Here is a 20,846-nt window from a genome sequence, read left to right as displayed (position 1 = left end):
CCTGTCGTGAGCGAGATCGTCGTCGACGCGGTCGGTCACCACTTCGGTGACCGGACCGTGCTGCGCGATATCTCGTTGCGCATCACCGAGCGTCGGGTGGGGTTCATCGGTGCCAACGGGTCGGGGAAGTCGACGCTGGCCCGGATGCTCAACGGGTTGTTGAAACCGTCGACCGGCACCGTCACCGTCGACGGGCTCGACGTCGCCCGCAAGGGCGCGCAGGTGCGGCGCAAGGTCGGGTTCGTGTTCACCGACCCCGATACGCAGATCGTGATGCCGACGGTCGCCGAGGATCTGGCGTTCTCGCTGCGGCGCAGCGGTCTGAGCAAGGCGGAAGTCGCGGAACGCGTGCAGCGAATGCTGGACCGCTTCGGCCTGGCCGCACACCCCGACCACCCCGCGCACCTACTGTCCGGCGGGCAGAAGCAACTCCTCGCGATCGGTTCCGCGCTGATTCGCGAACCCGAGGTGATCGTCGCCGACGAACCGACAACCTTGCTCGATCTGCGCAACGCACGCCGGGTTTCCGAGGCGCTGAACTCCCTCGATCAGCAGGTGATCGTGGTGACCCACCAACTGGGATTGCTCGACGGCTTCGATCGAGTCGTGGTGTTGGACAACGGTTCTGTCGTCTTCGACGGCCCACCCGCCGAGGCGATCGACGCGTATCGGCAACTCATCGAATGATTGGCCTCTACTGCCCCGGCAACTCGCTGCTGCACCGAATGCCCGCCGGATCGAAACTGGCACTGTTGGTGGTCGCGATCCTCGCGATGACGGTGTTCGTACGCACCCCGCTAGCAGTGGTTATCGCGGTGGCGGTCGTGGCGAGTTTGTTTGCGCTGGCACACATTTCCTGGCGAGTGGCCTTCGCTCAGATCCGCCCGGTGCTGTGGATGACAGCGATCATCGGCGCATTCCAACTACTCACCACCTCACCCGCGCGAGCGGTGGTGGTCTGCGGAGTACTGCTGGTCTCAGTCGCTCTCGCCGCACTGGTCACCGTCACCACACGCGTCACCGACATGCTCGACGCCCTGACCCGCGCATTGAACCCACTGCGCCGCATCGGCGTGAACCCAGAGCGAGTGAGTCTACTTCTCGCACTGGCTATTCGGTGCGTTCCCCTCCTGACGCAGATCGTCCACGACGTCGGCGAGGCGCGACGAGCACGAGGCGTCTCCTGGTCCACGACAGCGTTGGTCACGCCAGTGCTGGTACGCGCCTTGCGGACCGCCGACGCGATGGGCGAAGCCCTGGCCGCGCGTGGGGTCGACGACGACTGACTCAATCGCGCCGCTGGCCGCCCGACGCGTCCAGGTCATCGCTCAACGCCCGACTTCGCACTACGGTCAGGTCATGAACCCTGACTGGGAGGAACCTGCTGCGCAGTTGTTGTTGGCCGCGTCGATCCAGCGCTGGAAGGAGGTTCATCATGAATTGGGTCAGGCCGACTACGACGTGATCGCCGCTGTCGATGTCCTCCATAAGCAAGGAGCCGACGACGAGGTGATTCGGGCGGAGTTCGCCGAAACAGCATTGGCCGACGACTTAGATCTGATCCTCGGGTTGGTCCGTATGCGCGACGAGGTCGCGACCATCCTATCCGAGGCCGGTCTCACGGTCACCACGCCCGATGACACCGAGGAATTATGGGTCGACATCGTCGGACTCCCTCACCGTATGGTCGGGCTGCGGCATGGCCCCGGATCTACCGAAGCGGAGGTCGCGGACCTTCATGAGCTGACCCGACAGGTAGCCAATCGCGCCGTGCCTGTCCTCTACAGCAGTGGTTTCGTGCTGGCATCGACCGTCGGCCATGCGACAGTGCCGCTGACCGAGAGCGCAGCGATCGATGCGTTCTCCACCAGCACTGCCGAATTCGGTGTTGTGCGCCAGCACTCGGTCTGAAGGCTTCCCGACTAGTCAGTCTAGGTTTGAGTGCTGGCGCTGTGCGCGGTGGAGCATCGCGCGAATACCGGCGGTCATGCGAGCGCTGTCGAGCGGTTCGGCGATGATTGGGTCACCGGTGCGGACGTAGTAACGACCGTCGGGATAGTCCATCCACCAGAACGTACGCACCGACGCCGACGGCCGCGCGTCGAGCGCACCGCCTGCGTATGCGGCAATCTCGCCATACGCGGACCGTGGACGTCCGAACATCAGATCGAGCTGGTCGACGGCGCTCAACGCACCGACGCGGAACTCGAAGTACTCGTCTTCTGCGGCAATCCGCTCGCGGCGAACTTCGATCGGCGCTCGGGTGCCAGGCTCGCGCGCGGGTAGCGTGGCGACCGCGGAATCGGCAACTTCATCGGCAGTTCCGTAGCTGAGCACCACAGCGCCACCATTGTCACCGGACGGCCCTGGTTCCTGGTCGAGCGTGGCCCCTACCGTGTCACGGATCGCGCCGTAGAACCGGATGATCCGGGAGTTATCGTGCCCAGCAAAACCTTTCGACTCGATCCGGGCCGCAGGATTGACCAGCGTGTCGAGGGCACGCTCAATCGATGGGTCGTACTTTGCGAGCAGGCTTTCCACCGCGCGTTCACGATCCTGCTTCAGTTCATAGAAGTCACTGGTCGCGGGGCGGAATCGGAGTGGATAAGGCAGACGATCGCGGCCATACGCAGACCAGAGGATCTGAAACTCCTGCGCGGAGAACCTAGCTTTGTGCACGGTCCGGCTTCCCACCGATCACTGGGATTACTGTCTCGACCTCGTTGATTCCGGTAAGTCGATCACCGTTGTCCTGGTTGATCAGGTAATCAGGAATGCCCTTACCCTCGGATTCGTCCTGACCGCGACCCGCACCAGGTGCACCCATACCGCCCATGCCCGACATCCCCGCTCGGCCCGTTGCCGCCGCCGCGGAACGGGCTCCCGACGCTGCAGCGCGGTCACTCGTCGGTGTGCCCGGCTGCGCACGACCCGCAGTGGGCGCACCTCCGGCACCGTCGCGTCCTGCTCCCGGAGCACCGCCTCCGCCGCGCCCTACACCCGGCGTGGCAACCAAAGGTGTCGTTGCGGTGGGACTCTGGGCTGTAGGCGTGGCGGCTGACGGTACGCCTGTTTGAGCGGGGGTGGTGGTCGAAGGAGACGCCGATGATGCTGCAGACGTTTCGTCCTTCGACGCCAATTCGGGCGAGTTCGACGGTGATTCGTCGACCTCATTGTCTGGTGCAGCGGTCTCCGGCGTACTGCCCGTCTCGGGTGTCCCACCATCCGCCCCGTGTTCGCTGCTCGCGCCACCAGGATCTCCGCCGGTCTTGCCACCCCGATCGCCACCCACAACAGCCTGGTCGCCCCCACCGTCTGCAATCTTCGGTGCGGCTGGCATGAACGGAACGCCGGTATCGGACTGGACCGCGACCTGGCTGTAAACAGTACGCAAGATCCGCCGCGACTCTTCCTCCGCCTCCACGGTGGTGTAATCGTCCATCTTCAGATCTCCGTCAGCGGGCAACGTCTTTCCAGTGTTGCTGGGGCGCACAGTGATTCCGGGCATCAGTGCCTGAGTCTGCTCGAGACCCGTCCGCATCTCAGCGAGCTTCAGACTTACCGCGAGCGCCGCTGCGGGCAGCGTGCTCGACTGTTTCGCATAGTTGGTCACGGCGGAAACGACAGCCGTTGCCGCCTCGCCTGACCAACCGTCCTTCTCGTTGACCGTGGCCTCGAACGCCTTGTTGAACGTGGTGAGCGATGTCGACAGATCCTGACAGATCGTGTCCCACACCTCCGACGCGTCGTTCACGATACTTGGCTTCATCGCCGATACCGCGTTCTGCATCTCGGTCAGAGACATGCCATCGAACCCGTCTGGAACAGTGAGCTTATTCGGCTGCGTCTCACCACCGCCGAAGATCGATGAGAACTGGGCGAGATTCTGCATCAGGTAGATTCCGCTGCGTTCTTGGTTCCACTGCTCCTGTGCAGCGATCACCTTGTCTCGATATTCCTCGTAGGTCATCCGTTTCCCCCGAGACCGTCAAATTGACCTGCGTTGTAATCGTCTTGGGCTTTGTAGTTCGCGACGGCCTTGAGGACAGCCTCTTTTGCTGCCGTTACGGCCTCAATGTGCTGACGGATCGCGTCGTCGAGAGACCGATCACCGCCGACTGCGGTCAACGAGAATTTTTTCTCGAGCACTTGACTGGAGCTGAATGTGCCAAAGCCGGTGATGTTCTCGACCTGTCTGGACTTCTTGAGCACGTTCTCCAGCACATCGATGTGGTCGTCGCATACCTTCGCAAGGTTTTGGCCAACGTCTGGGTGTATCGAAAGCTCTCCTGCCGCAGCTCGGGTATTCAGCCGCTGCCATTCTGACGGATCAATATTGAACGACACCTAGCCCCCTAGATTATTTTGGCAGCCCGGAAACCAAAGCCTCAGCTACACGCCGAACTTCCGCACACGGGTCAGGAACTTTGTCACGCGCACTGTGTCGGACCAAGACGTCGAAATCGATAAGCCCGAAGCTCGCGTCAGTTGCGATCGAGCACGAATAGTCACGACTTGAGCCCAGTGTTCGGTATTGCAGCGCGGGGCGGTCGCCCAACTTCGTATCAACAAACTCGCCTCGGTCGGAGCGCTGCCTTAGCTCTGCCGGAGTGTGGTTCGTCGAGTACACCGTCAACGAGTAGGTCTTCTTTGCGTCGTCCCACCCGCACACCTTCCAATCCTCGAAGTCGACGCCGGCTACGTCCTTCTCCTTAGTCGAGGTGTTGAGGCCCGCTGCGGACACCGCAGAATCGGCCAGCAGACAGGGGTCCCAGAGGCTTGCGTCCGCATCAACGCTCGTTGTTGCCGCAACAGTGGTGCTCGACTGCGCCGTACGAGTCAGTTCCGGGTCACTACATCCGCCGACCAGGACACCCACGGCAGCGAGAGCTGGGATGGCGTTCCGCCATGACCACATGAACTTTCCCCCTCTGTGTGACCGGCGCACCGGGACTACTGAATCTTCGTCCTGTGCAGCAGCTTTGAGCGTACTCGCGTTCATCACATCGACCTCCTCGACCGAGCTGCGGCTAGAGCCTGCTAGCCGATGTCGTTGACGATCGGCTCGAGATTCGTAGCCACTGCGCGAGCAATTGCCTCGGCCGCATTGTGGACACCCGACACCAGCTCGGACGAGGGGGATCCATCATCCATCCCGCTCGCACCAAAGTCGTCACCGCTGGCACCGACCCTGACGACCAGGTTGCTCGAGCGGAAGGTGACCGTCGTCTTGGCCGAACTCAGGCTGGAATCATCGACCACGTATCCCTCGTCTCCAATTCCAGCAACCGCCTTGGCCGCTGAAACCTTGGGTTTGCCAGTGGCTGCGTCGCGCGAGATCTGGAAGCTTTCCTCCGCACCCGATACCCCAGAGTCATACAGCTTGAACGACACATTGATCGATCGCGTGATAGGCGTTCCCGGCGGTCCATGAGTGACGCTGGCAGCAAGGAAGTGGACATCGCATCCGTAATCCCGAGCACCAGAAGTGGGAGGGAGCTCGTCAAGGTTCACCCGAGAAAGCTCCACATTTTTGTATATCGAGCCAGCGTAATCCGAGATCGAAGAGGCAGTGAACTTCGACAGTGCGACACAGGATTTCGGGGTTCGATCAAACCGGGCGATTTCCGATGATCCATCGTTGCTACACGCAGCAAGAGCGACACCACACGCAACCACTAGCGGTAGACGGATCGAATTCCTATTCACCGAATGCCTTTCCAGTAGGCTTTCGCGGCTGCCATGCGCCCTTATCGAGCGCGGCCGGGGCTATTCCCGATTGCACGGGAATGGCGGCGGCTTCATTCTTAATACCATTGATAACCGTGACGACCTGATCTCGAAAATCGATGACCGCCTGCACTTTCGCGCTGGCCAGTTCTACGAACTTCGAAATCGTCTTTGTCACTGTCGCAACAACACCAGTTGGATCGAATTTTAGGAGGTCATCAGCGTATGAAATAAGACCTCCGGTGGTCTCGACAACAATCTGGGCGTATTCACTGATAAGCTTAATTGCCTCCTTGTAGTTCATCATAATAATAATAGAACGGAGTTCGTCAACCTTCGTCGCCATGTTCTTAATGGAATCGCGGATCGCATTCGTCGTCGTGACGACGCGCTCGACATAGGCTACTGCAGCCTCTCGCGCCCCGCCGTTCCAACGTGCACCCAGCTCGTCCTTGGCCGTCAAGAGCCCAATATTGTTGGTACCGCTGCCGTCCACAGCCGACGTCAGTTCCTGCACGGCACTTTGCCAGGCGGTAGTGGTTTCAGAGGCCTCATTAGGATTTCCTAACATCGCCTGAATGCCATCGATCAGTTCACGGACTCCCGGCACCCCAATCCGCTCGGCAGTTGTAACGAGCGTGCCCGCCGCACCCCATGGAAAGATCAACTCCTCGGGCAGCTTGCCTGGGTTGTGATCAGCTGGGACGGGATACCCTTTTGTTGTCCTGCTTCCCATAGCGCTCAGTACCCCAGAGTCTCGTTGATGTAACCAAACTTGCGATAATAGTCATCATCCATGCCCTCAAAGTGCGTTGCGCACGCATGGATTCCATCTGCGGCGGATTGAACTGTCGCGGCGCTGTCCTTCAGTTTATTACTGACATTCAGGCTCATATCATTGAAGTGTTGGACGATATCTCGGCCAAGCGCACCCAGAGCCAGTGGCGAAAGCCGATGCTCGCCAACACGCGCAGCAGACGTGGTGTAATGAACCGAGCAATCCCCGATCTCGCGGGCCTGCATCCTCAATGCCTGCGGACATACACTCAGGTCGGTCACTTAATCTCCCCCTGTCCTGCTACTGAGCGCGCTATTCACGGTTTGCAAAATCAGCGCGACTATCTGACTCTCATTCGATTGAGATACTTCGTAGGCGTCGAGCTGGATATCGAACAGCTGGCCGACGCCATCAATCGTCAGTGAGCCGTACTCTGCGTCAACATATGCGTCAACAATCGGGACAGTATGTCGCTGCTGGTGAGGCAGTGACTCCCCTCGCTTAACCCTGCCGACCGTGCGGTCAAAATTTCTGTTCAGCTCTTGCGTCAATGCGTATAATTCATCGAAATCGGTCACTCTTTGAGATCCTTCAGAAGTTCGAATGCTTCAGGGAATTCTTCCGCCAGAGCCTTGATCGACTGATCAACCGCTTCTTTCCGTGCGTTGTTAATCGCCTCTACGATCCCTTGGCACGCCAGGTCTATGTCGTCGGCGAGGAGCCAGGCTGGTCGGCTGAGGTCGCCGAATCCTTGCTTCATCCGAATGTCGCGGACGGTCTGCCCGTCGCCGCTCACGACTGCCATCACCCGTCGGTCGTTCGAGTACCCGGTGAACGACTCGCGCGACGCCGTCGAGACCGCGCGCGAAGCCCGGGCCCGAAACGTGTCGAGTTGGTCATGGATCTGGTCCAGCAGCTCGCCGAGTTCCTCGCGATGCATGATCGTCATCTGGCCGCCTCCCCGTGCGCTGGATCCCGGACACCGCTTGTCGCCGCCCGGCCGACGCCGGGTGGAGGTTACCTGCCGCCCCAGGGGTGCTGTCAACACCTCCGACAACACGATTGCCACTGCACAGACTCTGCCCCTCCACGTCCGAAATGAACCAATCATCGATCCGCCCCCAGGACCAGCAAGAACGACACCTCGTCCGACCGGAGGCAATCGGTGCGCTGTGTGATCGCGGACCGATCAGGACTGAATGCTGTTGGTGGCGGCCAATTTCAGTCACCGGTCGACATTGCCGAGTCGGTGCAGCGCTCCGCCATGTTGACTGGCGTCCCCACCATCGGCCAGGCGATTGCGTTGCCGAGGGAGCCTTTGCCCACGCCGACCACAGTCGGCACCGACCCCGGGTGCCTCGACTGGCAACCACGACGTCGCATAGTGGCTACCCAGTATCACGGGCGATACCATTTACTTTGACACAGGTCGACAAGTTGCACGATGGAGCCGGAGGAGGGTGTCTGAGATGTACGACCGCAACCACCTACCCGACCCTGCCCACTACGCCTATCGAGTCCTGTGGTCGGCCGAGGATGAAGAGTTCGTCGCCCAGTGCGTCGAGTTCCCCTCGCTGTCCTGGGTCGCGCCCACCCAATCCCAAGCCCTCGATGGAATGCGCGAGTTGGTGGCCGACACCATCAAGGATCTTGCGGTGAACGACGAGCCGATCCCCGTGCCGCTGGCCGAACAGAATTACAGCGGGAAATTTATCGTTCGGACGACCTCGGAACTGCACGCGCGCTTGGTGCGCGAAGCCAAGGAGGCCAAGGTGTCCCTGAATCAGCTGCTGAATCAGCGTCTTTCGGCACGTTGATCTAAGCGGCCCGAACACTGAACGACACCGGGCCCGCCGGCGAGTTTCGCTGGCGGGCCCGGTGCGTGGATGAGTGGGGATCAGCCCAGGGCGCGGGCGAATCCTTCTGCCAGGTCGGCGACCTGGGCGTCGGTCATGACGAACGACGGGGAGATCTGCATGGCGCCTGCGCCGGCGGCGCGGCCTGAGATGCCGTGTTCGCGCAGGGTTTTCACCAGGGCCGGGCCTTCGGAGGGGTCGGCCAGTTGGACGGCTGCTACCGCGCCGAGGCCGCTGCGGACTTCGGCGACGCGGGGGTGGTCGGCCAGGGGGGCCAGGGCGGTGTGGAGGGTGGATTCGAGGCGGGCTGCTTCTTCTACGAGGCCTTCGCGTTCGATGATGGCCAGGTTGGCCAGCGCTGCTGCGGCGGCGCCCGCATGGCCGCCGTAGGTGTAGCCGTGGCGGAACCAGGTGCCGCCGGCGAAGAAGGGTTCGGCCAGGTGGGGGGCGATGAAGACCGCGCCCATGGGGAGGTAGCCCGACGTCAGGCCCTTGGCGGTGGTCATCAGGTCGGGTTGCAGGTCGAAGCGGGTGGAGGCGAACCAGGAGCCGCCGATGCGGCCGAAACCGGTGACGACCTCGTCGGCCACGAACAGGATGTCGTGGTCGCGGCAGATCTGACGGACCTCGGCCAGGTAGCCCTCGGGGGGCAGGTACACGCCGCCCGCGCCGATGATCGGTTCGCAGAAGAAGGCGGCGATCTGCTCGGCGCCGACCTCTTCGATCATGGCCAGCAGGGACTTGGCGTCGTTCCATTCGACGGTGCGGGTGTCTTCCACCAGCACGCCGTAGCCCTCTTTGTTGGGCGTCAGGCCACCCAGTGAGGTGCTCGCGTAGTGCATGCCGTGGTAGGCCAGACGGCGGCCGACCAGGATCTTCTTGTCGGGGCGGCCCTGTTCGTGCCAGTAGCGGCGGGCCAGCTTGGCCGCGGTCTCCACCGAGTCCGAACCGCCGGAGGTGAAGAAGATCTTGCTGCCGGGAACGGGCGCGATCGACGACAGTTTCTCGGCGAGTTCCTGCGTGGGGGCTTCGGTGAGGTCGCCGAAGTTGGAGTAGTGCGCGATGGTGCGCAGCTGGTCGGCGACCGCGTCGGCGATCTCGCCGCGACCGTGCCCGACGTTGGCGAACCACAGCCCGGCGGTGGCGTCGAGGTACCGCTTGCCCGCGGTGTCGAAGACGTACGCGCCCTCGCCGCGAGCGACAACGAACGCACCGTCACGATTGACGGCACCCATATCGGCGAATCCATGCCAGAGCGCATTCATGGGTCCACATTTACCGCACCGGGCTCGCGCCCCCGCAGCTGACCCACCGCTATCTCAGTCTGTGGTCTTGCGTTCGCGCCACCGAGCCGGTAGGTCGCCCAGACCTGCCATGGCGACGGCGAGCACGACGAACACCACCAGCAACACCAGCAAGCCGATCGTCAGCGACACCCAACCCTGCACGCGGGGGTCGATGAACGGGTAGGGGTACCAGTCGACGATCGGCCCGCGGATCAGGCTGTACACGCCGTAGACGACCGGGAAGATCAGCCATTGGCCGATCAGCGCGGGGGTGGGGCGCAGGCGTTTCGCCATCGGGACGAACAGCCAGTCCAGCAGCAGCACCAGCGGGAGGATGCGGTGCAGGACGTCGTTGATCCACTTGTCGGTGAGCATCACGTCGACGTTGGCGAGCAGGACGGCGTAGACGACCATCGTGATCAGCATGTAGAGGGTGACCGCGCCGCGGAAGGTCTGCCAGCGCGGACTTCGCGGGGCGAGCGCGCCGCCCACGAGCAGTACGACCACCGACAGCACGTTGGACTCGATGGTGAAGTAGCTCAGGTAGTTGGTGAGCGAGAAGGTGGCCGAGTCGATATTGCGCAGCGGGATCCACACCAGCGCGAGGATCCCGAGCAGCCCGAAGCCGATCCGGTAGGCCCTGATCCACCAGGCCGGGGCACCGTGGACAGGCGCCAGGTCTACTCCGCGCTGACCGCTCATGCTCGCTCCGTTCGCCGTGCTCGAGCACCCCGCGTCGTCGACGTGAGCGCGCTCCTGCCGGGATCTTCGCACGACCGGCCGACACCGACCGGGAGTTCGGTCGTCGCGTCGCACACAGACGCGCGGATGCCCGATAGTGAGCACCATGGTGTGTCGTTGGTCTCCGCGCGGCGGCGAGCGGTCGACGCGGGGAGAAAATCGGTGGCGGGCTTCGCTAGTCTGGGAGACGCAATGACCAGCACAGCTAATACCGGAACCCGCGCGCTGCGCACCCGCCTGGCGGAGGTCTCGCTGCGCGACGAACACCGGCTCCGGCGCAAGCTCGACCGTGCTCGCCCCGACGACCTGCCCGCTCTCGACGCGGAGATCAGCGCTGCCGCCACCCGCGTGGACAATCGCCGCGCGGCGCTTCCGCAGATCACCTACCCCGAGCAGCTGCCGGTGTCGGCGCGGCGCGACGATATCGCCGCCGCGATCGCCGCCAACCAGGTCGTGATCGTGGCCGGTGAGACGGGTTCGGGTAAGACCACCCAGATCCCGAAGATCTGTCTCGAACTCGGTCGCGGCATCCGCGGCACCATCGGTCATACGCAGCCGCGACGCCTGGCCGCGCGCACGGTGGCCGAGCGCATCGCCGAGGAACTGGGCACCGAACTGGGTGACGTGGTCGGGTACACGGTCCGGTTCACCGATCACGCGTCGGATCGCACGCTGGTCAAGCTCATGACCGACGGCATCCTGCTCGCGGAGATCCAGCGCGACCGGATGCTGCGCCGCTACGACACGATCATCATCGACGAGGCGCACGAACGCAGCCTCAATATCGACTTCCTGCTGGGCTATCTGAAGCAGTTGCTGCCGCAGCGCCCCGATCTGAAGGTGATCATCACCTCCGCCACCATCGACCCCGAACTGTTCGCGCGGCATTTCGCCGACGCGCAGGGTGATCCGGCGCCGATCGTGGAGGTGTCGGGGCGGTCCTATCCGGTGGAGTTGCGGTATCGACCGCTGTCGCTGGAACTGCCCGGGGCTGACGACGATGAGGATTCGCGGGTGGTCGACCGCGATCCCACCGACGCGATCGCCGACGGTGTGGTCGAACTGTTCGCCGAGGGCGACGGTGATGTGCTGGTGTTCCTGTCGGGCGAACGCGAGATCCGCGATACCGCCGACGCCCTGCGTGACCTGAAACTGCCGCGCACCGAGATCGTGCCGCTGTACGCACGACTGTCGGCGGCCGAGCAGCACAAGGTGTTCTCGCCGCATACCGGTCGACGGGTGGTGCTGGCCACCAACGTCGCCGAGACTTCACTGACGGTTCCCGGCATCCGGTACGTGATCGACCCTGGTACGGCACGTATTTCGCGGTATTCGATGCGCACGAAGGTGCAGCGGCTGCCGATCGAAGAGGTGTCGCAGGCGTCGGCGCGACAGCGGTCGGGGCGTTGTGGTCGTGTCGCGGACGGTATCTGTATTCGGTTGTATTCCGAGGACGATTTCGAGGCGCGGCCCGCGTTCACCGAACCGGAGATCCTGCGCACCAATCTCGCGGCGGTCATTCTGCAGATGACGGCGCTGGGGCTGGGCGATATCGAGAGTTTCCCGTTCGTGGAGGCACCGGATCGTCGGGCTATTCGTGACGGCATCGCGTTGCTCGAGGAGTTGGGTGCGCTGGCGCATGGCAGCTCTAAAGCTGTTGTGGGCGAAACTGATTCGGGTGGGCATCTGACGCTGACGCCGATCGGTCGGGAGATGGCGCAGCTGCCGGTGGATCCGCGGATGGCGCGGATGCTCGTCGAGGCTCAGCGCAACGGGTGTCTCGATGAGGTGCTGATTATTGTTGCGGCGCTGTCGATTCAGGATGTGCGGGAGCGTCCTGTCGAGCATCAGCAGGCGGCTGACGCCCAGCACGCACGTTTCGTGGTCGAGGGTTCGGATTTTTTGGCGTATCTGCGACTGTGGGATTACCTCACCGAGCAACGGAAGTCTTTGTCTTCCAACCAGTTCCGGCGGATGTGCCGCGACGAGTTCTTGCACTATCTGCGCATCAGGGAGTGGCAGGATCTGCACGGTCAGTTGCGCACGATCGCGCGCGGGATGGGCTGGAACAGTGCTGGTTCGGGCCGGGCGGACACCGAGACCGATCAACCCGCGGCGTCGGCGGATGCCCCTGCCGGCGGACGGGGGCGCCGAGGCCGTGGGCGGGGAAATTCCCCACGCCCGGCAGCAGATTCGACCGCCGGCCAGGGAGCTCAGCGCGGGCAGCGGCCGGCAACGACCAACGCGAAACCCGCAGGGGCGTCAACCAACTCGGCCCACGACGACGCGATGCCGTGGCCGAGTACCCAGATCCACCAGTCACTGCTGGCCGGAATGCTCTCGCATATCGGTGTGCGCGAGGCGGAGTCGCGCGAGTTCCTCGGCGCGCGCAACGCGAAGTTCATGATCTTTCCCGGGTCGTCGCTGGCGAAGAAGGCGCCGCGCTGGGTGATGGCGGCGGAGCTGGTGGAGACCTCGCGGCTGTGGGGGCGGATCGCGGCGAAGGTGGAGCCGGAGTGGGCCGAGCGGCTGGCCGGCGATCTGGTGAAACGTACTTACTCCGAACCACATTGGTCGGCCAAGCGCGGTTCGGCGCGGGCCTACGAGCGGGCCACGCTGTACGGCGTGCCGTTGGTGACCGGGCGGCCGGTGGACTTCGGGCGCATCGATCCGGAGCTTTCGCGGGAACTGTTCATCCGACATGCCCTGGTGCAGGGTGAGTGGCAGACGCGGCACGGGTTCTTCGCACGCAATCGCGCGCTGATCGACGATGTGGCCGATCTGGAGCATCGGGCGCGGCGGCGCGATCTGCTCGTCGACGACGAGGTGCTGTTCGAGTTCTACGACAAGCGCGTGCCCGCCGACATCGTGTCGGTGCGGCATTTCGACAGTTGGTGGCGCAAGACCGAACGCAAAGATCCTGCGCTGCTGGACTTCTCGACGGACACCGTGGTCAATGCCGGTGTCGCGGCACTGGACCCGACAGACTTCCCCGACGCTTGGCGGCAGGGTGAACTCAGCTTCCCGCTGACCTACCAGTTCGAACCCGGCCAGGACGACGACGGCGTCACCGCGCGCATTCCGGTGGAGCAGCTCGCGCACGTGCGCGCGGTCGGCTTCGACTGGCTGGTGCCCGGGATGCGCGAGGAACTGGCCGTCGCGTTCATCAAGACTCTGCCGAAAGCGTTGCGGCGCGCGGTAGTTCCCGCGCCCGACTTCGCGGCGGCGGCGCTGCGTGGGCTGACCCCGCGCGCCGAACCGCTGCGCACCGGGTTGTCGCGGGAACTGTCGCGACTGGGTTCGGTCACCATCACCACCGACGACCTGTCCCCCGCCGCGCTGCCCGATCATCTGCGGATGACGTTCGCCGCGGTCGATCAGCAGGGCAAGGTGCTGGCCAAGAACAAGAGCTTGCCGCAGCTGAAAGTGCAACTGGCCGACCAGGTTTCGGCGTCGGTCGCGCGGGTGACCGCCGGTGCCGAGCGGGCGCCTGCCACGGTGTGGACGTCGGAATCCCTAGGTTCGGTCGCGCCGACCGTGAGTCGGGAGGTCGCGGGGCAGACCGTGACCGGGTATCCGGCGCTGGTGCCCGAGGGTGACGGTGTGGCGGTGCGCGTGTTGAGCTCGCCCGGTGAGCAGGCGGCGGCGATGCGCGCGGGTGTGCGTACCCTGTTGCTCGCGGCGGTCCCCACCTCGACCCGTGCGGTCACGGCCGGGCTGCCGCCGCGCGATCGGCTGGCGCTGAGCCAGAACCCGGACGGTTCCCTGGAAAAACTGGTCGAAGACTGTCGGGTCGCCGCGGCCGACGAACTCATCGCCAAGGCGGGTGGGCCGGTTCGCACGCCCGCCGAGTTCGACAAGCTGGTCGAGAAAGTCCGGCCGCAACTGTCGACGGCGGTCGTGGCGCTGATTCGCACCGTTGTGCCGGTGCTGGCCGCGGCGCAGCAGGCGCGTGCGGCGCTGGCCGACACCCTCGAGACCGATATCGCCGATGATGTCCGCCAGCAGCTCGATGACCTGCTGTTTCCCGGTTTTGTCGCCGAATGGGGGCGGGTGCGGTTGCTGGAACTGCCCCGGTATCTGCTCGCCGCGGCGCAGCGGTTGGAGTCGCTGCCGGGGTCGGCGGTGCGTGACCGGCAGGCGATGGTGGAAGTCGATCGGATGCTCGCCGCCTATGACAAGCTCGTGCGCGCCCTGTCCCCCGGGCGCAAGAATGCCCGCGACGTCACCGAGATCTGGTGGATGATCGAGGAATTGCGGGTGAGCCTGTTCGCGCAGAAGCTGGGCACGCCGTACCCGGTGTCGGCCAAGCGAATCGAGAAGGCCATCAGCACTATTCGACGCTGACCTGTCGAATTCTGTACGGCTACAACGTCAATCAGTCGGTGGTGGCGACCGCGGCGGCTTCGCGCGCGGCCCGCATCTCGGTGATCTCGCGTTCGAAATCGGCTGCGCTGGTGAAGGATCGGTACACCGACGCGAAGCGCAGGTACGCCACCTCGTCGAGGTCGCGCAGGGGGCCCAGGATCGCCAGACCGACTTCGTGACTGGGCACTTCGGGAGAACCAGTGGCGCGCACCGCGTCTTCGACCTGCTGGGCGAGCAGGTTCAGGGCGTCGTCGTCGACTTCGCGACCCTGGCAGGCCCGGCGCACGCCGACGATCACCTTTTCGCGGCTGAACGGCTCGGTCACGCCACTGCGCTTGACCACCGACAGGATCGCGGTCTCGACCGTGGTGAAACGGCGGGTGCACGACGGGCAGGAACGGCGGCGGCGGATCGCGGTGCCCTCCTCGACTTCCCGCGAGTCGACCACGCGCGAGTCGGGGTGTCGGCAGTACGGGCAATGCATCCGAGGGTTCCTTCGTCGATGCGCGATTTCTTGTGCCTGGTTGTTCCACGGCTCTTGACAGGATACCGGTCAGGAGGGCACAACCTGCCATTGCGTGGTCAGGTCCGCGATGATGTCGGGTAACCGGGACAGCATCCGGCCACGGTGCAGCTTGCCGGGGAACGGTTCGCGATACACGGTCGCCGCGTGCGCGGGGTCGGTGACCAGGTCCAGATGCCGGGGCACCAGATCGGCGGTGAGGTAGGCCCAGCGGGTGTCGCGGTCGGCCCAGTTGAACGCGGGCAGCGGCATCCGCAGCCCCACCGGACTGCCCGCGGCGATCGGCGACCACACCGTCACCGGGGCGTATACGCCGGGCGCGCGGGTGCCGGGCACGCCAGGTTTGCCCGCGACGGTGGTGACATAGGTGAGCACCCGACCCAGTCCCGCGCGACCGGCGGCGGTCTGATCCCACTGGTCGGCCACGATGTGGTTCTGTTCGCGATCGGTCATGGTGACCAGCGCGTCGGCACGGCCGGAATCGGTGCCGCCGTCGATGCCCTGCCAGGCCGCGTACATGCGGTCGTCGAGCAGGCCCGCCGCGTACATCTCGTCGATGCCCGCCATGCCGTGGGCGAGGTAGGCCTCGTGCATCGGGACCAGGTCGGTGAAGATGTGCTTCTGCATGATCATCAGCCGCGACTGGTACCAGGCCAGGTCGGCCGGGGTCAGGCGCGGGGCGAGGGTGGCCAGGGCGGTGATGTCGGCGGGCACGCCGGTGAGCAGCTGCGGCGGGGTGGTGCGCAGCAGGTCGGCCACCGCGGAGCCGAGTTGGTGGATGCCGCCGACCGACAGCACGGTGCCGATATCGCCGACATCGAACACACCTGAGGCGAAGGAGCCGCCCGCGATGCCCGCCAGGCCTGTCCAGTAGAAGTCGGGGCGGGCTGCGGCGATGCGGAAGTAGTTCACGTACACCTGGGTGAAGGTGGCGGTGTTGGCTGCTACGCCACGGTTGATATCCCAAGTGTCGAGGTCGATGGCGGCGTTGTCGGTGGCGACTACGAGCCAATACTGGTGCAGCAGAGTCGAATAGCGGGCTGGGTCGATGCCGTCGACTCGGGCCTGGGTCAGTGAGTCCAGGAGAGGTTGCTGCGCGGTGGGCAGGTCCGGGTGCAGGCCGCCGCCGTATTCTCCGTCGCCGTTGAGGGTGGGCAGATCGAGATAGGTGGGTTCCGCGTGTGCCACAGGCGCGAGTGACACACCGAGCAGCACGCTCAGAAGTAGAGCGATCGAGAAGCGCCGCACAGGACCTCACATCCGGTTTCGATCAAGGCCCCCGCCCTGATTCAGGATGCTCGCACCGTAGCAACGTGTTCTAGTTTTGGGCGGGGTTTCGACTCGAAACCCTTTTCGCGCAACCGCTTTCGCGCTATCGGAGAGAGGGCATCCCGCCGGACGGTAACCCCGCCTGCTCGGAGATTCCGGGAATCGACGAGTCGACGTGGTCCACGAAACTTCCCGCCCGCACATGCGCCAACCCGAGAAACGCCACCACGATCAGCGCGGTGACCAGCGCCGTCACCGCCAGAGCCGCGAACCCGGTTTTGGCCTGTTCGATCCGGTGCAGCGGATGTGCACCCCGCGCGTGCCGGGCGGGACCTACCGAACCGCGCGCATACAGCGACAGTTCACTGCGCGGCGCACGATGACGAGGGCCACGATCCGACGAGGGCCGCGCGAGGTCGCGGGTTCGAAACGCCGGCGCGCTACGCGGCACGGTGGCGAAGGCGAGATCCAGTTCGGCGTCGGTGAGTTCGATGCGACGCGCGACACGGGCGATATCGACGGAAGAGTCGTTCGCCCCGACCAACACGCCGGATCGAACAATGCCGCGCGCGATGGTCGAATCGGCTTCGGTCGACGGGCGAGGCACGGCAGGCAAGCCACGATCCACCGACGGGCGCGAAAGAGTGGGTCGTACAAGAGCGAAAGGTCGTGCGGTGCGGGCATTGCGTCGACGGCGGAGCTTGGTCTCCGGGACCGCGGTGGAGTCGAGGGAACGCAGGGCGCTGGTTGCTGTGCTCATCGGAAGAACCTCCGGGGTGGTGTGCTCCGCTGCTGCGAGAAAGTACTGGTGAGGCGGCGATGCCTCCCGTTGTTCGAACACCTGTGCGACGAACTGATGTTCGATTTCTACCAGATCCCGGCGCGGATGTCAGCAGGAAACGCCCGACATGCTCGAACAGATGTTTGATTGTTCGGCGTGGCCCGACTAGCCTCGAGATGGCGAATTCGACAACTCAGAAGGGCGGGACACGGTGACCCACACAGACGACACGGGTGACGAAAGCGGCACCGGCACCGTCACATCGGGATCCGGAGCGGATCTCACCGTGCGTCAACGCACGGTCCTCGATGTCATTCGTTCCTCGGTGACCGAGCGCGGCTACCCGCCCAGCATCCGCGAGATCGGCGACGCGGTCGGGCTCACGTCCACCTCCTCGGTGGCGCATCAGCTGCGCGCGCTGGAACGCAAGGGGTATCTGCGCCGCGATCCGAATCGTCCGCGCGCGGTGAATGTCCGCGGTCTGGACGAGGCGGTGCGCTCGGTCACCACGCTGCCGCAGCCCGACGAGCCCGATCCCAGCCGCCCGACCCCGACCTTCGTGCCGGTGCTGGGCCGGATCGCCGCCGGTGGTCCGATCCTGGCCGAGCAGGCCGTGGAGGACGTGTTCCCGCTGCCGCGCGAACTGGTCGGCGAGGGTTCGCTGTTCCTGCTCAAGGTCGTGGGCCAGTCGATGATCGACGCGGCCATCTGCGACGGCGACTTCGTGGTGGTGCGTCAGCAGAACGTCGCCGAGGGCGGCGATATCGTCGCGGCGATGATCGACGGCGAGGCCACGGTGAAGACGTTCAAGCGCACCGGCAAGGACGTGTGGCTGATGCCGCACAACCCGCACTTCGAACCGATCCCCGGCAACGACGCGCAAATTCTGGGCAAGGTCGTCACGGTCATCCGCAAGATCTAGCGGACTCCGCACAGCACGACGCCGCGGCGGACATCGTGTCCGCCGCGGCGTTGTCGTGCTCGCGTCAGAACGGCAGGGCGTTGCGCAGGCGGCCTGCCAGGGTGCGGCCGGAGTCGCGGTCGCGTTCGTTGAACAGGAACTGCAGTTCCTCTTCCAGGCCCTTGCGGACCACGTCGCGCAGGTCCGCGGCGGCGCCGTCGAGGTCTTCGGCTTCCATCCACGCCGTGGGGTCGATGGGGGTGCCCGCGGAGAAATAGAACCGTTCCGGGCGGGGCACGATGGTCGGGCCGATGCCCTTGACCAGGGGCGGGTTCAGTTCCGGGTTGATGCCCAGCAGGCTGCAGGTCCAGCGCAGCGGGCGCATCACCGGGTGCTGGCCGTCGAAGACGATGTCGTAGGCGTCGTCGATGCCGATCATCGCCAGAGGCACGATCGGGACGCCGGCCTGGATCGCCATGCGAGCGAAACCGGTGCGGCCCTCCCACTTGAGCACGTACTTCTCGCCCTGCCTGCGGATCGCCTCGCGGCCACCGCCGGGGAACACCACCACCGCCTCGCCGCGCTCCAGCAGCGCCAGGCAGTTCGAGCGGGTGCCGCGCACCGCGCCGTAGTGGTGCAGGAAGTTCCGCACGCCGGGCACCATCAGCACGTGCTCGGCCAGGCCGCGCACCAACCGACCGCGCTGACGCAGGATCTCCGGCAGGATCAGCGGGGCATCGATCCCGCCCAGCAGATTGTGGTTGGCCACGATCAGCACCGGGCCCTGCGCCGGAATGTTTTCCAGGCCATAGAATTTCGGGCTGGTCCACGCCCGCAGCGGCGCGAGCAACGCCTCGAACACGCGCATGTCCCACACGCCCGGCGCCGGATTCAACGGTGCCCCATCCGACAGGACAGGGTCGCCGTCACGCGCGGCGACCCTGTCGTCGATCACAATTCCCGAGCCCTGCTTGTCGTTCGACATAACACCCTCCTGCTGTCGACCATCGACCATAGCGCCCGAAAACGCCTGTGTCGCATCGACAAATGACCGCAACCGGTCGGCAAATCAGCGCAGAAGATCAGCTGTGCACCGGCTCCGCGGGCCCGGAATGGGCGTACTCCGACAGTGCCGCGGCCAAGGAGTGCGGCACGCGCGCGCGAACCCGGGTGCCGCCTTCCTCATGGTCGGCGGTGACGATGCGGCCGTCGGCGTGGATGCGGGCGAGCAGGTCGCCGCGGCTGTAGGGCAGCAGCACGCTGATGTCGACATCGAGTCCGCCCAGCACCTCCGACAGCCGCTCGCGCAGCTCCTCCACACCCTCGCCGGTCTGCGCCGACACGAACGCGGCCTGCTCGAGCATTCCGCGCAGGCGGGTGAGTTCGTTGGGGTCCGCGGCGTCGATCTTGTTGACCACCAACAGTTCCGGCGGGGCGGGGGTGCCCTGTTCGCGGATCACGTCGGTGATCACCTCGCGCACGGCCTTGATCTGTTCCAGCGGCAGCGGGTCGGCGCCGTCGACGACATGCAGCAGCAGGTCGGCGTCGGTGACCTCTTCCAGGGTCGAGCGGAAGGCCTCGATCAGCTGGGTGGGCAGGTGGCGCACGAAACCGACGGTGTCGGTGAACACCATCTCGCGGCCGTCGTCCAGCGCCGCGCGACGGGTGGTCGGGTCGAGGGTGGCGAACAGGGCGTCCTGCACGAGCAGGCCCGCACCGGTGAGCGCGTTCATCAGGCTGGACTTGCCCGCGTTGGTGTAGCCCACGATCGCGATCGACGGCACGCCGCTTTCGCTGCGACGCGCGCGCATGGTGTCGCGCGCGGTCTTCATCTCGCGAATCTCGCGGCGCAGCTTGGCCATTCGCTCGCGAATGCGGCGACGGTCGGTTTCGATCTTGGTCTCACCGGGACCACGCGTGCCGACACCGCCACCGGCGCCGCCCGCGCGACCACCGGCCTGACGTGACATCGACTCACCCCAGCCGCGCAGACGGGGCAGCATGTATTCCATCTGGGCCAGCGCGACCTGGGCCTTGCCCTCGCGGGAGGTGGCGTGCTGGGCGAAGATGTCCAGGATCAGCGCGGTGCGGTCGATGACCTTCACCTTGACGACCTTCTCCAGCGCGTTGAGCTGCGCGGGGGTGAGCTCACCGTCGCAGATCACGGTGTCGGCGCCGGTGTCGAGCACGATCGTGCGCAACTCCTCGGCCTTACCGGAACCGATGTAGGTGGCCGGGTCGGGCTTGTCGCGGCGCTGGATCAGCGCTTCCAGGACTTCCGAGCCCGCCGTTTCGGCCAGGGCGGCCAGTTCGACCATGCTGCCCTCGGCCTGCGCGGTGCTGCCGGTGGTCCACACGCCGACCAGCACGACCCGCTCGAGGCGCAGCTGCCGGTATTCGACCTCGGTGATGTCGGTGAGCTCGGTGGACAGACCGGCCACGCGACGCAGGGAGCTGCGCTCGTCGAGCTGCATCTCGCCGCGGGTGGGTTCGGCGGCCCAGCCGGGCTGGTTCATGCGGGCCGCGTGCCGCGCCAGCGCCTCATCGACGTCGCTGTGCTGCGCGTCGATGTCGGGATCGGCGGTGGACTGCTGCGCCGATGTGGGTTCTGTG

22 protein-coding genes are annotated in these 20,846 nt (G+C 65.0%); 6 read left to right on the top strand and 16 right to left on the bottom strand.

Annotation, left to right across the window (positions count from 1 at the left end; translation table 11 throughout):
- The first annotated feature begins 6 nt into the window (after positions 1 to 6).
- From ACFWU5_RS14360 to ACFWU5_RS14350, 3 genes are read left to right on the top strand one after another with little or no spacing between them, the layout of a single operon-like run.
- On the top strand, positions 7 to 687 hold the full coding sequence (locus tag ACFWU5_RS14360) for an energy-coupling factor ABC transporter ATP-binding protein (RefSeq protein ID WP_379267466.1): 681 nt from the start codon (positions 7 to 9) through the stop codon (positions 685 to 687).
- Positions 684 to 1,286, top strand: a complete 603-nt coding sequence (locus ACFWU5_RS14355; RefSeq protein ID WP_379267465.1) for an energy-coupling factor transporter transmembrane component T family protein — start codon at positions 684 to 686, stop codon at positions 1,284 to 1,286. The genes ACFWU5_RS14360 and ACFWU5_RS14355 overlap by 4 nt, the downstream gene beginning before the upstream one ends.
- On the top strand, positions 1,267 to 1,911 hold the full coding sequence (locus ACFWU5_RS14350) for a hypothetical protein (RefSeq protein ID WP_379267464.1): 645 nt from the start codon (positions 1,267 to 1,269) through the stop codon (positions 1,909 to 1,911). Before ACFWU5_RS14355 ends, ACFWU5_RS14350 begins: the two co-directional genes overlap by 20 nt.
- A gap of 15 nt (positions 1,912 to 1,926) precedes the next feature.
- On the opposite strand, the gene ACFWU5_RS14345 is transcribed toward ACFWU5_RS14350, so the two are convergent.
- The 9 genes from ACFWU5_RS14345 to ACFWU5_RS14305 form a co-directional block, all read right to left on the bottom strand.
- Positions 1,927 to 2,679: an ESX secretion-associated protein EspG gene (locus ACFWU5_RS14345; RefSeq protein ID WP_379240886.1), complete on the bottom strand. Its 753-nt coding sequence runs from the start codon at positions 2,677 to 2,679 to the stop codon at positions 1,927 to 1,929.
- A complete protein-coding gene (locus tag ACFWU5_RS14340; RefSeq protein ID WP_379240884.1) occupies positions 2,666 to 3,970 on the bottom strand; it encodes a hypothetical protein in 1,305 nt (434 codons plus the stop codon). Before ACFWU5_RS14340 ends, ACFWU5_RS14345 begins: the two co-directional genes overlap by 14 nt.
- A complete protein-coding gene (locus tag ACFWU5_RS14335; RefSeq protein WP_379240883.1) occupies positions 3,967 to 4,347 on the bottom strand; it encodes a hypothetical protein in 381 nt (126 codons plus the stop codon). Before ACFWU5_RS14335 ends, ACFWU5_RS14340 begins: the two co-directional genes overlap by 4 nt.
- Positions 4,348 to 4,360: 13 nt before the next feature.
- Positions 4,361 to 4,918 carry a DUF3558 domain-containing protein gene (locus ACFWU5_RS14330; protein ID WP_379241000.1) on the bottom strand — a complete coding sequence of 186 codons (558 nt, stop codon included), beginning with the start codon at positions 4,916 to 4,918 and terminating at the stop codon, positions 4,361 to 4,363.
- 122 nt (positions 4,919 to 5,040) lie between these two features.
- Positions 5,041 to 5,394, bottom strand: coding sequence for a hypothetical protein (locus ACFWU5_RS14325; protein ID WP_379240882.1), 354 nt, complete (start codon positions 5,392 to 5,394; stop codon positions 5,041 to 5,043).
- A 307-nt stretch (positions 5,395 to 5,701) separates the two neighbouring features.
- Positions 5,702 to 6,466, bottom strand: a complete 765-nt coding sequence (locus ACFWU5_RS14320) for a hypothetical protein (RefSeq protein WP_379267463.1) — start codon at positions 6,464 to 6,466, stop codon at positions 5,702 to 5,704.
- Positions 6,467 to 6,471: 5 nt separating this feature from the next.
- Positions 6,472 to 6,789 (bottom strand): hypothetical protein, encoded by a 318-nt coding sequence (locus ACFWU5_RS14315; RefSeq protein ID WP_379240879.1) that lies wholly within the window; start codon positions 6,787 to 6,789, stop codon positions 6,472 to 6,474.
- Positions 6,790 to 7,086, bottom strand: a complete 297-nt coding sequence (locus tag ACFWU5_RS14310; RefSeq protein ID WP_379240877.1) for a hypothetical protein — start codon at positions 7,084 to 7,086, stop codon at positions 6,790 to 6,792.
- Positions 7,083 to 7,457: a hypothetical protein gene (locus ACFWU5_RS14305; protein WP_379240876.1), complete on the bottom strand. Its 375-nt coding sequence runs from the start codon at positions 7,455 to 7,457 to the stop codon at positions 7,083 to 7,085. Before ACFWU5_RS14305 ends, ACFWU5_RS14310 begins: the two co-directional genes overlap by 4 nt.
- A gap of 520 nt (positions 7,458 to 7,977) precedes the next feature.
- Between ACFWU5_RS14305 and ACFWU5_RS14300 the strand changes: the two genes are divergently transcribed.
- Positions 7,978 to 8,325 (top strand): type II toxin-antitoxin system HicB family antitoxin, encoded by a 348-nt coding sequence (locus tag ACFWU5_RS14300; protein WP_379240999.1) that lies wholly within the window; start codon positions 7,978 to 7,980, stop codon positions 8,323 to 8,325.
- Between the two features lie 80 nt (positions 8,326 to 8,405).
- Here the strand turns inward: ACFWU5_RS14300 and ACFWU5_RS14295 are convergent, their stop codons facing one another.
- Both ACFWU5_RS14295 and ACFWU5_RS14290 read right to left on the bottom strand, forming a co-directional pair.
- Complete coding sequence (locus ACFWU5_RS14295; protein ID WP_379240875.1) at positions 8,406 to 9,629, bottom strand: aspartate aminotransferase family protein; 1,224 nt, start codon at positions 9,627 to 9,629, stop codon at positions 8,406 to 8,408.
- Between the two features lie 54 nt (positions 9,630 to 9,683).
- Positions 9,684 to 10,352, bottom strand: a complete 669-nt coding sequence (locus ACFWU5_RS14290) for a Pr6Pr family membrane protein (RefSeq protein WP_379267462.1) — start codon at positions 10,350 to 10,352, stop codon at positions 9,684 to 9,686.
- A gap of 231 nt (positions 10,353 to 10,583) precedes the next feature.
- On the opposite strand from ACFWU5_RS14290, the gene hrpA reads away from it, so the two are divergent.
- Positions 10,584 to 14,738 (top strand): ATP-dependent RNA helicase HrpA, encoded by a 4,155-nt coding sequence (hrpA, locus tag ACFWU5_RS14285; RefSeq protein WP_379267461.1) that lies wholly within the window; start codon positions 10,584 to 10,586, stop codon positions 14,736 to 14,738.
- A 31-nt stretch (positions 14,739 to 14,769) separates the two neighbouring features.
- Here the strand turns inward: hrpA and nrdR are convergent, their stop codons facing one another.
- The 3 genes from nrdR to ACFWU5_RS14270 all read right to left on the bottom strand — a co-directional run bounded on the left by nrdR (position 14,770) and on the right by ACFWU5_RS14270 (position 17,311).
- On the bottom strand, positions 14,770 to 15,243 hold the full coding sequence (gene nrdR, locus ACFWU5_RS14280) for a transcriptional regulator NrdR (RefSeq protein WP_379267460.1): 474 nt from the start codon (positions 15,241 to 15,243) through the stop codon (positions 14,770 to 14,772).
- A gap of 69 nt (positions 15,244 to 15,312) precedes the next feature.
- The gene (locus ACFWU5_RS14275) at positions 15,313 to 16,470 is read right to left on the bottom strand and encodes a hypothetical protein (RefSeq protein ID WP_379267459.1); all 1,158 of its coding nucleotides are present in this window, start codon (positions 16,468 to 16,470) and stop codon (positions 15,313 to 15,315) included.
- 184 nt (positions 16,471 to 16,654) lie between these two features.
- A complete protein-coding gene (locus tag ACFWU5_RS14270; protein ID WP_379240870.1) occupies positions 16,655 to 17,311 on the bottom strand; it encodes a hypothetical protein in 657 nt (218 codons plus the stop codon).
- A 232-nt stretch (positions 17,312 to 17,543) separates the two neighbouring features.
- On the opposite strand from ACFWU5_RS14270, the gene lexA reads away from it, so the two are divergent.
- Positions 17,544 to 18,254 carry a transcriptional repressor LexA gene (gene lexA, locus ACFWU5_RS14265; protein WP_379240869.1) on the top strand — a complete coding sequence of 237 codons (711 nt, stop codon included), beginning with the start codon at positions 17,544 to 17,546 and terminating at the stop codon, positions 18,252 to 18,254.
- 64 nt (positions 18,255 to 18,318) lie between these two features.
- Here the strand turns inward: lexA and ACFWU5_RS14260 are convergent, their stop codons facing one another.
- Together ACFWU5_RS14260 and hflX are read right to left on the bottom strand one after the other, a co-directional pair.
- Complete coding sequence (locus ACFWU5_RS14260; protein WP_379267458.1) at positions 18,319 to 19,218, bottom strand: lysophospholipid acyltransferase family protein; 900 nt, start codon at positions 19,216 to 19,218, stop codon at positions 18,319 to 18,321.
- Between the two features lie 97 nt (positions 19,219 to 19,315).
- Entirely contained in the window at positions 19,316 to 20,749 is a 1,434-nt protein-coding gene (gene hflX, locus ACFWU5_RS14255; RefSeq protein WP_379267530.1) for a GTPase HflX, read from the bottom strand.
- Between the last annotated feature and the right edge of the window lie 97 nt (positions 20,750 to 20,846).

Source organism: Nocardia sp. NPDC058640 (assembly GCF_042716995.1).
Lineage (GTDB): Bacteria > Actinomycetota > Actinomycetes > Mycobacteriales > Mycobacteriaceae > Nocardia.
Note: the sequence above shows the minus strand (reverse complement) of the source record. Positions and strands in the feature narration are given on the sequence as shown.